This window comes from Bradyrhizobium sp. (assembly GCF_017881085.1).
In the GTDB taxonomy this organism is placed as follows: Bacteria; Pseudomonadota; Alphaproteobacteria; order Rhizobiales; family Xanthobacteraceae; genus Bradyrhizobium.
The window spans coordinates 1-11,714 of record NZ_JADGRI010000160.1 but is presented as its reverse complement, the minus strand read 5'-3'; the positions used below and the strand labels follow the sequence as shown (position 1 = coordinate 11,714).

Here is an 11,714-nt window from a genome sequence, read left to right as displayed (position 1 = left end):
TCGTTGACGCCCATGCCGGCATAGGTGGTCGATTTTTCGCCGGTCGTGAGCTGCGACTGCAGAACCGTCATCTGGTTCTTGAGACTCAACACCGACTGGTTGAGGACCGACGAGGTGCCGTAAGTGATGCCATTGATTGCCATATCGACCGCCTTACACCTGTCGTCTTACAACTGGACTTGCATCAAACTGGTCATCATGGTCTGAACCACAGACATCACGTGAGCATTCGCGGCATAGGTATTCTGGATTGAAATCAGGTTGGACATCTCGGTATCGATATTGACGCCGGAGGTGGAATTCATTTTCTGCTGCAGAGCGCTGACGACGACATCCTGTCCCTGCTGGAGTTGGGTCGCCGAACTCGACGCATTGGCCTGCTGACTCAGGAACTGCTGCATGTACCCGCTCAGCGTTCCCTTGAAGGGCGACGCAGTCGTGCCGAGTCCGGTCTGGGGCGAGTAGGTGAATGTGCCCGCCGTCATCTGTGAATAGAGATAGTCGGGACGCGAGGTGTCGCCGGCGTTCGTCACAGGCGAGGTGTTGTAAGTCGTGAACTTCGAGGGATCGGTGAGCAGCGCGGCATTGACCGTGATGCGCCCCGCCAGGCCGGTCTGCTGCGAGCCGTTCACCGTGATCGCGCCCGTGTACAGCGCATTCCCGTCGGTAAACAGCGGAAGCTGGAGGTTGCCGTTCGCAAGCGACGAGGCGGTCTTCGTGACCGAAGCCGCGTTGACGGTCGCCGTGCTGGTCCCGTTATCGGTCACCGTCAGGGTTGAACCGGACGGGTTGGCGAACTGCAGATTGCTGCTGCCGAGCGCCACGTTCAACTGCGTAACGATCGAGGCCATCCCGCCGGAAAAGTTGATCCCGATCTGCTTTGGATTGGCGTTGGGCAAATTTTGCAGCGGAAGCGCGGCCGGATCGGTCACGTTGACGATCGAGACCTGGTGCTGGGTGTTGGTAGCCGTGTCCGTGTAGGTCAGGCTGATGGTGTTGCCCGGCAATACGTTCGACACATCCAGGCTGAAGCCCGCGGGCGGTCCGGTCACCGCGGTGCCGGCGGTGGTCTTGTCCGACAGCGCACTCGACATCGACGCCGCGAGCTGATCGACCTGGGCCTGCGCCTGGACCAGCGTCTTGTCGCGCAGCGTGACGTCGGCGGCGATCTGGCCGGAGCTGATCGAGTTGGTGGCGATCATGTCGACTTTGGCGCCGTTGGCGAGCGTGCAGATGATGGTGCCGGCGGACGACAGCGCCGGATTGCTGTTCCATTGCGAATTGGCGTTCAGCGTTCCCTTTGAATTGAACGTGAGCTGGGACGCCTGGGCTCCGACAAGTTCGACGCCATTTGACGTATAGACAGAGGTCTGGTTGTTGCCGGTGGTGGAGACGCGGATATCCATCAGCTGCGACAGCTGGTTGATGGCCTGGTCGCGCTGGTCCATCAGCGTGGCGGCGGTCGGATCGGTTGCGCTCATTCCCTGAAGCTGGGTGTTGAGCTTCGCGATCTGGCTCATCGCGGCGTTGGCCTGGCCGACCGAGATATTGAGGTCCTGCTCGGCATTGGTACGCAGCGTTTGAATGCCCTGCGTCGTCGAGTTGAGCTGCTGCGCCATCGCCTGGGCCGCCGTCAGGGCGGATATCTGCGACGACGAACTCCCCGAAGTCGTCGACAGCGATTGCACGGCCGTCGTCAGATTTGAAAAAGCGGTTTCGAGCGACCCGGCAGATCCGGGCGCTCCGTAGATGGATTGCAGCTGGGTCAGAACGCTCGCCATCTGGTCGGCATATGCGCCGCCGGCGGTTTGGGTCCGCAATTGGGACTGTACGTACTGATTGAGCTGGCGATTGACGCCGGTGACAAGGACGCTTGCACCGGTGTCGCCGGTCGTCACCTCAATCTGATTGACGCTTTGCGTGATGTAACCGGGCGTCTGCGCGTTCGCGACGTTCGACGACACGATCGAAAGCGCAGCCTGGTTGGCACGCAAACCAGACATCGCGGTGATAAGTGCTGAACCCAAACCCATATTGAACGCCTCAGGTCAGACCGTGCAGACCCCTTGCACTTACTATCAGCGCAGCACGTTCAGGAGATCCTGAACCATGCTGTTGGCTGTCGTGATCACTTTGGTATTTGCGGAATAGGCTTGCTGGGTCACGATCAGCTTGGTGAATTCGGAAGCGATGTCGGTGTTCGACCCTTCCAACGACGAGCCGCTGATGGTGCCCGAAGCGCCGAGAATCGCCGGCCCGGATTGCTCGGTGACGGCATAGGCGCCGCCGTCCAGGGCCTTCAGGTAGTTGGTGCCGTTGAAGTGCGACAGCGAGACCGACGCGAGATCGAGATTTTGCCCGTTGGAGAACGTTCCCACGACAATGCCGTTGTTGTTGATGGCGACGGATTGAAGCTGACCGGCGGCGTAACCGTTCTGGGTGACCGCATTGATCGTCGCGCTGCCGCCGGTAGAGGCATATTGCGTCAGGGCGCCGGAGCCGATGCTGAACGCCAGGTTTCCGAGCGACTGGTTGCCAACGGAGACGTTGGGGATCGTGATGGAGGGCGTGGCCGGACTGATCAGCGCTCCCGCCGGACCGAACGTGAAATTGGTTCCGGCATTGACCCAGGCGACCTGCGTGCCCGACGCGTTCGGATTGGCCTGGTAGAACAGGTTCCACGTATTGGTGTGCGATCCGCCCAGGGCCGCGCTGTCGGTCTTTGCCCATCTCAACTGCAGGTTAACGGCGGTTCCGGTCTGGTCGTAGGCCGTGAGGGCGCCGCCGCTGACCGACTCGTTCAGGAACGTCGCCTGATCGTTGGCGATGACCGTTCCCGTTCCAGCCGCGAGCGGGGGTGTACGCGATTGTGCGACGGACCCGGCGGCAAATCCGAGCGCCGAAAATGCGGTCGTATTGCTGCTGACAACCGACAGATTCTGCGTCGCGCCCGTGTGCAGCGTAATCACGCCGCCGGCTCCGACCGTTGACCCCGTACCGCCGCTCAAGAAGTCGATCTTGGCGAGCAGCGTGCCGATGTTGTCGTTCACGCTGACCTGGTTGGGGCCCACGGCGACGCCGGCGACGAATGTGATGGTGTTCGCGGGAAGCGTGCCGTCGACCTTGAGGGTGTCGCCGGCTATAAAGCTTGACGTCAGCGAATCGCTCGGAGATGTACCGGACAGCACCGTCGCCGTGGTGATCGGGACCTGCGGCGACTGCTGATTCAGCGCAGCGCTGCCGTTAACGGTATTGTCGCCAAAGGGCACGGCCGGCGTGCTGGTGGTCAGGGGATTGACGGTGAAATCGTATGCATTGAGGCCGCCGAGGGCGTTGATCGATCCGGGTGTCGAAGTGGCGCTGACGGCCGTGGTCGGCGTGGACGGCAGGTTGGCGGCGTAGTTGATCGACGTGGTGGTCTGGGCTGGAATGAAATTGTTCTGGAACTGGAGTACCTTCGGAACGTTTCCGAGCGGATTGCCTGTCTTCGGATCGACCGCGACACCCATCAGATAATATCCGGCGCCGTTGACCAGGTTGCCGTTGGCATTGACCTGAAAATCGCCGCGGCGGGTATAGTCCGTGACGCCGGAGAAAGTGGGCACGTTGTCGACGGTGCCGTTGGACTTCTGCACGTTGAAGAAACCGTCGCCGTTGATCGCCATATTGGTGCCGACCGTCGTCGTCGAGACGGTGCCCTGGGTGGTGATCGTGGCTTGCGCAAAGGCGGTCACGCCGCCCGCGACCTGCCTGCTGGGCGACGTCGAGTCCGGAATCAGGTCCTCGAAGCTGGTATCGATCCCCTTGTAGCCCGTGGTCGAGGCGTTCGCGATATTTCCGGAGATATTCTGCAGCGCGAATGATTGCGACTGAAGGCCGCCCACCGCGGTATTGAGAGCGTCGAAAATACCCATAACATCGTCTCCAGCTCGATCCGGGCGGCCTGCCGGTTTGCACAACCATGACCGCAGTCGAAGGAGACTGTCGCAAGCGCTATGCCAATATCGAAAATGTATTTATTTCAATGCCTTAAATGAAAATGCCCCGGTCCAGGGACCGGGGCAGATTTGCCGGGCGGGCAACAATTGCCGGGCGTACATGGCGTTTCCAGCGAAGCATGCCCTCGGACGTGATCCGGGGGTGGATGCCGGTTCGCGTGAAGAACACGCGTCAAGACAGAGATCGCGTTCAGGTTGCCGACGGTGAAGCTGGATGAAACACCAGTGCAAAACCGTCCATGCAGTAGCGCAAGCCGGTCGGCTTCGGCCCATCGTCGAAGACGTGGCCGAGATGGCCGCCGCAGCGGCGGCAGTGGATTTCGGTCCGCAGCATTCCGAAGGTGCGGTCTTCGGTCTTGCCGACGGCGTTTTCCAGCGGCTGATAGAAGCTCGGCCAGCCGGTGCCGCTCTCGAATTTCGTCTCCGAGGAAAACAGCGGCAGGTCGCAGCCGGCGCAGGCAAAGATGCCCTTGCGATGCTCCTTGAGCAGCGGGCTCGAACCCGGGCGCTCGGTGCCTTCCTGGCGCAGGATCTCATATTGCTGCGGCGTCAGCTGCGCGCGCCATTCCGCATCGGTCTTTTCGACCTCGAATTTCTCCGCGGCCTGTGCCGGGGAAGCACGCAGCCAGCGGAAGGCGGCAAGGCCGAGCAGGCTGGCCACGGACGCGAGCAGGATACGGCGGTCGATCATGATGGTCTCCGGTTGAAGCGAATACCGATTGGTTCGCTGTCAAATACGGGGCGCGCTGGCTGAAGTTACACCGATTGGGAAGGAAATTTCTCACTTTCCTGCGAGTGGCGCCGGAAAGCCCATCCGCTCCCTTACCCCTCTGTTGTGGGGAAAGGTCAAGAAGTCCCCTCGCCTTCGCGGTTTGCCGGCTCCGGCGGCTGCGGACGCGGCCGGCCCGGCGGCGGGCGGCGCTGCGGCGGCCGGGTTCCGGCCTTGCGATTGGCTTCCGCCAGCCGCGCCTCGGCAGCGCGCTCCCTGCTCCGCGCCCGCTCACGGTAGCGGGCGAGCGCCCCTGCGGCGGCGGAACTGCCCCGCTCCCACATGCCGATGGCGTAGCCGGCGACCCGGCCGGTGGCGCCGCCCGCCCAGACCAGCTCGAACGGCGAAAACAACCGCCAGCGCTCGTCGCCCCACAGGATGCTGCGGGCGATCAGCTGGCCGGCCATCGCCGTCGTGTTCAGGCCGTGGCGGCCGAAGCCGCTGGCGACCCACAATCCCTTCCGCAGCTGGCCTATCTGCGGCATGCCGTGCACGGTCTGCCCAATCGCGCCGCTCCAGACCTCTGATATCTCGACCCCGCCGAGCTGAGGGAAGATGGTCCGGATCCGGCGCGCGATCGCCGGCGCAAAACGCGCAGGGTTTGCCGCCCAGGTGGTCTCCGGGCTGGCCCACATCAACCGATCGCCCTCGACAACCCGGAATTGATCGATGCCGTCGCTGTCGGTCACCGATCCCTGAAACGCGATGGCCTCGGCGAGACGCATGCCGAGCGGAGCGGTCACCGCCGCATAGCGCCAGACCGGCAGCAGGGTCTCCGACAACCGCCGCAGCGGCGCGCCGAGGTGAATATTGCCGGCCAGCACGATATGGGAAGCGCGCAACCGCGCCGACGGCGTGACGATGCGCTTGCGAATGCCGGACGGATCGATGCTGACAACCGGGGTTTCCTCGAATATCCGCGCGCCCGCCCGCCGCGCCAGCGCCGCAAGGCCGTGGACGTATTTGCGGCCGTCGATCTGAAACGCTTTCGGATAATACACGCCGTGGAAATAATGATCGGTCCTGAGCTCGGCACGCACGCGATCGACCTGCCAGCCCTCCACTTCCGTCTCGAAATCCTCGCCGAGCATTTGCAGGCGGGCGATCAGCTCATCGCCAGCCTCGACGTTGGACACGACCAGCGCGCCTTCGCTGAGCGCAATGCCCGGCATCCATTCTTCGGTCGCATTCGCCCGGACGAATTCGGCGCCTTCCCGCGACAGCGCCCAGAGTTCGCGGGTGTCTTCGAAGCCGATGCGCGCGATCAGATCGCCGATCGGCAGACCGTAGCCCGGCATCACCGTGCCGAGCTGATGGCCGGAAGCGTTCCAGCCGACATGCCGGCCTTCGAGCACCGCGACGCTGGCGCCCAGCCTTGCCGCTTCCAGCGCCACCGTCAGCCCGGCAAGGCCGGCGCCGACCACGGCGATGTCGATATCCAGATCGAACGACAGCCGCGAGCGCTCCGTCAGGGTTGCGGCATCGGGTCCGACGATCTTGCTTGCAGAACTCTCGTTCATATCGTTTTCTTACGGACCGATCGGGCGCTTGTCACCTTGTCTGGCGGAGCAGCTTGTACATTAATCCCCCGGACTTGAAACGAATCGAGATTGCGCCATGCGCCGTTTGATGCTGCTGCGTCACGCCAAGACCGAACACGACGCTTCGTCGGGCCGCGATCAGGACCGCCGGCTGGACAATCGTGGTCGCCATGATGCCGCCGAAATCGGCGGCTGGATCGGCCACCACCCGCCGTTTCCCGATTTCGTGCTGGTTTCGCACGCGATCCGGGCGCATCAAACCTGGGAAGTCGCCTGGGAGGCGATGAAGGATCTCGCTCCGGAGCCGCGGGTCGAGCTGATGCCGGAACTCTACGGCGCCGACGCGGCCGAGCTGCTGAAGATCATCCGGACCGCATCGGAAGCCGATCCGCAGCGGCTGTTGCTCGTCGGTCACAATCCCGGCCTGCATGAACTGGCGCTGGCGCTGGCCGGCAGCGGCGACCCCGCCGCACGCAAGGCGCTCGCCGAGAATCTGCCGACATCGGGTCTTGCGATCTTCGACTTCGATATCGACGACTGGGCTGACGTGGCATTCCGCCGCGGCAGACTGGTGCTGTTCGTCAGCCCCAAGCTGCTCAAACACGCTTCGGACGAATAGCGAAGTTAGTTGCTCCCTGCGTCGCCAGACCGTCAAACTATGCTAGGCTGACGACGGACAGGGAGGCGTGAGATGTTCAAATCCATTCTCGTCCCGATCGATCTCGCCGATACCGAACTGGCTAAGCCGGCAATTGCAACGGCGGCGACGCTGGCGCAGACTTGGAACGGCACGGTGCGCCTTCTCAACGTCTTGCCGATGACGCCGGTCATGCTGGCGGAATACGTGCCCGCCGATTTCGACGCCCAGCAGCGCCAGGCGTCCGAAGAAGCGCTCGCCATCGTGGCGCGCGAATCGGGCATCGAGCCGCAGCGGATCTCCAGCGTGGTGCGCCACGGCGGCATCTACCACGAGATTCTCGAAGAGGCCGCTGCCATGCATGCCGACCTGATCGTGATGACCTCGCACCGGCCGGCGATGCGCACCTATTTCCTCGGCTCCAACGCCGGCCACGTCGTGCGCTACGCCAAATGCTCGGTGCTGGTGGTGCGGCACTAGGGCATGATCCCGGCCCGAACCGGAAAAAATCGTGCCCAAACAGAAACATCGTTGGCGCTTTTGATTTATCGAATTTAGTTGAGGATCTGAATTAGGTTTAAAATGACCGAACCACGGCGATCCCGCGTGAAGAACTGGTGGCGAAAGTGGAGCTACGAAATCCCGCTGGCGTTCGGGGACGCACTTTGGGAAGTGCTGGTCGTGCAGTTCGCCACCTTCCTCAGCCGGCTGACGCTGCGCCGGGTGCTTGAATTTTTTGCCATTGCCATTCTTGTGATCGCGTTTGCGCAGACCTTCCCGATCGACCTTGCGATCCTGTTCGCCGGCGATACCCTGATGTATCTGGAGATCGTGGTCATCATCCGGCTCGCGGCCGGCAGGGAGCACCTTCTGCACGCGCTGCGCCTCGCCGCGCAACTTGCCCGCTTTGCGATGCGCGTGTCGAGAGCCGCCGTCAATCAGCCGGTGTCGCGCATCAACCGTCTGCGCGCGCGGCGCACCCCTGCCCGCTCAGCGAGGCCGCGCAATCCCGATCACTCCGACGACGGCCGGGGTTTTGCTACGCCATGGGGGATTGTGGCGACGGCATCATAGGCTGCGCCCGAAGCCCAAGCCTTAGGGCAGCAACGCCCCCGGCAGGTGGTCGAACGTGTAGGCATGGGGCTGGTTGCGCAGGACGAAGCCGCCGATCTGCCAGGTAAACAGCGCGGCGAAGCCGACCAGAAACAGCCCGCCCGCCCATTCGCCGGTGGCGATGGCGCGGACCAGAAGCCCCGCGATCGCGATCGCGACAAGCACCAGCAGCACGATGCCGGCGGCATAGGTTTTCGGCCCGATGCCGCCGATCAGGACAGCTTTGCTTCCGGCCTGCCGCATCCGCGCATGCAACTGCGTGATGAAGGCGCGATAGGCACGATCCTGCGGCGCCATCAATGCGACGGTCTGCCAGCTTGTCGAGAGGATGACGATCCGCTGACCATCAGCGGATTCGATATCGGCGCGAAAGCGGCGCGACTGCATCGACACCGGCCGGTACGACAGGCGGATCGTTGCGATATCCAGATAGGGCCAAACCCCGGACTTGCTGCCGGCCTGCCACGACAACCCGTCGTCCGTCAGTTCGAATTGATGCGCGGCACCGATCAGCGACGCCTTGTAGGCATAACGGCGGCCGGTCGCGCCGTCGGTCGACGTCGTCGCCTGGTCCTGCAGCGGTGTTGGCAATTCGATAATCCCGGTAGCGGCTGATAGCGTCGGCTTGCGCCCACCGCCGGCTTTATCTTACAAGCGGAGCATGGCCGAGACGACCTATTTTCCGCGCCGCCTGATCCTCGGTGGCGCCATGATTTCCGGTGTGCTGCTGGCGCTCGCCGTGCACATGCTGGGGGCGCGTTACGGCCTCGACCTCGGCGGTCTGTGGCGATCCGATACGACCGACTTCATGCCCGCGGGCGCCGCCATCGCGTGGTGGCTGATCGCCACCGTCGGCTTCTCTGGCGGCTATTTCACCGCAACGCTGATGGACAGCGCCGTGTCGGGCGAGATCCCGTTGCGGATGCGGCAGTTCCTGATTGCGGTCGGCGTGCTGGTGCTGGCGGGCGCAGGCCAGGCGGCCGCCGCCCCCAGCCCGATCCCCACCCTCTCGGGCGTGCTGACGGGCGTCGCCGCGCTCTGTCTTGGCGCCGCGATGGCATTTTGCGGCGCGCATTTTGCGCTGCGCAGGGCGTAATTGCCGACAGGGTGATCGATGACGCAACGCAAAACGCCGCGCGGCTGCCCGCGCGACGTTTTGTCTCATTCTCGCTTCCAGTCGAAAATCAGCTCGCGGCGCGCAGGTTGACCTTGCTTTCGGCGAGCGTGGTCAGCTTCTTGTCGGTCGCCTTTTCCTCATCGAGCGTCTTCTGCAAGACGCTGGCGCAATCGCTGCGGCCAAGCTGCTTCGCCCACGCGATCAGGCTGCCGTAGCGCGTGATCTCGTAATGCTCGGCGGCCTGGGCGGCGTTGATCAGAGCCGCATCCAGCACCGATTTGTCCGCGACTTCGCTCGTAACCTCGTCGGCCTCCTTGATGATGCCGTCGATCGCCGGGCAGTCGACAGCCTTCACCTTAGCGCCGTGCATCTGGAACACCTGTTCGAGTCGCTGCACATGCGTCTTGGTCTCATCGAGATGGGTCAGAAAGCCCTGCTTGAGCTGCTTGTCGGTCGCTTTTTCCGCCATTTTCGGCAGCGCCTTCACGAGCTGCATCTCGGCATAATAGATATCCTGCAGCTGGTGCACGAACAGGTCGTTCATGGTCTTGATGTCTTTGGTAAAGAGTCCCATTGCTCATCCTTTTTCGTTCTGCGGGAACACAACCGCGCCGTCCGGTGGTCGCCGGCACGCCGATGTTCGATTGCTGGTACGGTCGCTAACCGGCCACTAGCGGGGTTGTTCCTGAGAAGCGGCAAATCCTCATGGTGGAACGGGGAACATCGCGGAAATGGAACAGAAGGCCGTCGCATGCCAGGACGTGAACGAGACTCGAATCTGCCGCGTTAAGACATATGTAGGGCATGTGACAGCCATGCCGCTCGGAGGCTGAAGCCGGTCTTGTCAAGGACTGCACAACGCGGCGTTTTTGTCCTATGGGTCTTTCTCACGTAGAGCGAACGGCCGCCGCACTAGCTTCAATGGGCCTTTTTACTTTTTGCCGCCCCGCCGGGAGGATGAATGCACGGACTGCTGACCACGCTCGGGCGTGGCTTCAAGAGACGGATCGGCTGGAAGCGGCTCGGAATCGCGGCGAGCCTCCTTATCATCGCCTTTGCGATCACGACCCTGGTGCGCACCTTGAGGGGCGTCGATACCGGCGTGATCCTGACCGCGCTGACCGAACTGCCGCCGCACCACATCGGGCTCGCCGCGCTCTGCGTGGTCGGCGCGTTCTGTACCCTGACGTTCTATGACTTCTTCGCGCTGCGGACCATCGGCAAGAAGCATGTGCCCTACCGCATCGCCGCGTTGTCGAGCTTCACCAGCTACACGATCGGCCACAATATCGGCGCCACGGTGTTTACCGGCGGCGCGATCCGCTTCCGGATCTATTCGGACTACGGCCTGAGCGCGATCGACGTCGCCAAGATCTGCTTTCTCTCGGGCCTCACCTTCTGGCTCGGCAATCTGGTCGTGCTCGGCTTCGGCATGGCATGGCATCCCTGGGCGGCGTCGGCGATGGACCTGCTGCCGCGGGCCATGAACCGGTTGATCGCGATCGGCTGCCTTGCCGGCATCGCGGCCTATTTCGTCTGGCTGGTGATGGGCAAGCATCGCCGCGAACTCGGTCAGAACGGCTGGAAAGTGGTATTGCCCTCGGCGCGGCTGACGCTGCTGCAGGTCCTGATCGGCGTGGTCGATCTCGGGTTCTGCGCGATGGCGATGTATCTGCTGATGCCTCCCCAGCCCGGCATCGATTTTGTTTCGCTGGCAGTGGTGTTCATCCTGGCCACGCTGCTGGGCTTCGCCAGTCATGCGCCCGGGAGCCTCGGCGTGTTCGACGCCGCGATGCTGGTGGCGCTGCCCGAATTCGGAAGGGAACAGTTGCTGGCCACGCTGCTGGTGTTCCGCATCCTGTATTTCCTGATTCCGTTCGGAATCTCGATCAGCATCATGGGAACGCGCGAGCTCTGGCTCAATGTGGTGCGGCCCTGGCAGGAACGCCGCAGGCTCAACGAGGCCTGCTCAAACTCCGGCGCAGTGCCGCTGAAGGGCCGGCCGTCGCTGCAGCCGGAGCCGGTGAAGAGCCGGTCATCGCAGCCGCCGGTGAAGAGCCGCCAGTCGCAGGGGTGACGGCAAGCGCGTCCGGACTCTTTGGGTATTGGCGTCGTCTCTCTTATTTCCGCCCCATCCGTAACGTCAAACGCGTCATGATCCGAATTCGCCTTCGTTCGATAGTCGCCGTCGCGCTGCTTGCGGCCGTGCCGGCGGCGCTGCCGTTGCGGTTTGCGGCGGCCCAACCGGCCCCCAGCGTCCCCCCGCCGGTCTCGCCCGGCACCGCACAACAGGCGGTGCAAGCCGGGCCGGACAGCCCAATGCAAATCTCGTGGGAGGTCCGCAACCGGTTCCGGCTGTTCCGCGAGGAACGCGATTTTCTGCTCCATACCGAGAGCGCGCGCGGCCGCAGCGTTCTCGCCTCGGAACAGGCGCTGGAATTGCAGAGCGACGGCCGCGGCTGGGCGCGCAACGCGGTGAACCGCCTCTGCATCGATCTGCAGGGCCGGGTCAGCGAGCCCTGCACCCGCGACAACGTCA

Annotated in this window: 11 protein-coding genes and 1 pseudogene; 6 read left to right on the top strand and 6 right to left on the bottom strand. The window is 63.3% G+C overall.

The window, feature by feature from the left end:
* Positions 1-167: 167 nt before the first annotated feature.
* From flgK to QZ213_RS16120, 4 genes are all read right to left on the bottom strand, one after another.
* On the bottom strand, positions 168-2,033 hold the full coding sequence (gene flgK / locus QZ213_RS16135; RefSeq protein ID WP_291687087.1) for a flagellar hook-associated protein FlgK: 1,866 nt from the start codon (positions 2,031-2,033) through the stop codon (positions 168-170).
* 45 nt (positions 2,034-2,078) lie between these two features.
* Positions 2,079-3,914 carry a flagellar hook-basal body complex protein gene (locus QZ213_RS16130; RefSeq protein ID WP_291687086.1) on the bottom strand — a complete coding sequence of 612 codons (1,836 nt, stop codon included), beginning with the start codon at positions 3,912-3,914 and terminating at the stop codon, positions 2,079-2,081.
* A 274-nt stretch (positions 3,915-4,188) separates the two neighbouring features.
* Positions 4,189-4,689 carry a peptide-methionine (R)-S-oxide reductase MsrB gene (gene msrB, locus QZ213_RS16125; protein WP_291687085.1) on the bottom strand — a complete coding sequence of 167 codons (501 nt, stop codon included), beginning with the start codon at positions 4,687-4,689 and terminating at the stop codon, positions 4,189-4,191.
* A 155-nt stretch (positions 4,690-4,844) separates the two neighbouring features.
* Positions 4,845-6,287 (bottom strand): FAD-binding oxidoreductase, encoded by a 1,443-nt coding sequence (locus QZ213_RS16120; RefSeq protein WP_291687084.1) that lies wholly within the window; start codon positions 6,285-6,287, stop codon positions 4,845-4,847.
* A 97-nt stretch (positions 6,288-6,384) separates the two neighbouring features.
* Here QZ213_RS16120 and QZ213_RS16115 point away from each other — a divergent pair, with 97 nt between their 5' ends.
* The 3 genes from QZ213_RS16115 (at position 6,385) to QZ213_RS16105 (ending at position 8,019) form a co-directional block, all read left to right on the top strand.
* Entirely contained in the window at positions 6,385-6,927 is a 543-nt protein-coding gene (locus QZ213_RS16115) for a histidine phosphatase family protein (RefSeq protein ID WP_291687083.1), read from the top strand.
* Between the two features lie 72 nt (positions 6,928-6,999).
* Positions 7,000-7,425: a universal stress protein gene (locus QZ213_RS16110; RefSeq protein WP_291687082.1), complete on the top strand. Its 426-nt coding sequence runs from the start codon at positions 7,000-7,002 to the stop codon at positions 7,423-7,425.
* 102 nt (positions 7,426-7,527) lie between these two features.
* Complete coding sequence (locus QZ213_RS16105; protein ID WP_291687081.1) at positions 7,528-8,019, top strand: hypothetical protein; 492 nt, start codon at positions 7,528-7,530, stop codon at positions 8,017-8,019.
* A gap of 21 nt (positions 8,020-8,040) precedes the next feature.
* Here QZ213_RS16105 and QZ213_RS16100 read toward each other — a convergent pair whose 3' ends face one another.
* A complete protein-coding gene (locus QZ213_RS16100) occupies positions 8,041-8,649 on the bottom strand; it encodes a hypothetical protein (protein ID WP_291687080.1) in 609 nt (202 codons plus the stop codon).
* A gap of 70 nt (positions 8,650-8,719) precedes the next feature.
* On the opposite strand from QZ213_RS16100, the gene QZ213_RS16095 reads away from it, so the two are divergent.
* Positions 8,720-9,154, top strand: coding sequence for a hypothetical protein (locus tag QZ213_RS16095; RefSeq protein ID WP_291687079.1), 435 nt, complete (start codon positions 8,720-8,722; stop codon positions 9,152-9,154).
* 88 nt (positions 9,155-9,242) lie between these two features.
* On the opposite strand, the gene QZ213_RS16090 is transcribed toward QZ213_RS16095, so the two are convergent.
* Entirely contained in the window at positions 9,243-9,749 is a 507-nt protein-coding gene (locus tag QZ213_RS16090; protein WP_291687078.1) for a ferritin-like domain-containing protein, read from the bottom strand.
* Between the two features lie 387 nt (positions 9,750-10,136).
* Between QZ213_RS16090 and QZ213_RS16085 the strand changes: the two genes are divergently transcribed.
* Positions 10,137-11,252 (top strand): YbhN family protein, encoded by a 1,116-nt coding sequence (locus QZ213_RS16085; RefSeq protein WP_291687077.1) that lies wholly within the window; start codon positions 10,137-10,139, stop codon positions 11,250-11,252.
* 77 nt (positions 11,253-11,329) lie between these two features.
* Positions 11,330-11,714 (top strand): annotated as a pseudogene (locus tag QZ213_RS16080) (hypothetical protein); the annotation flags it as partial.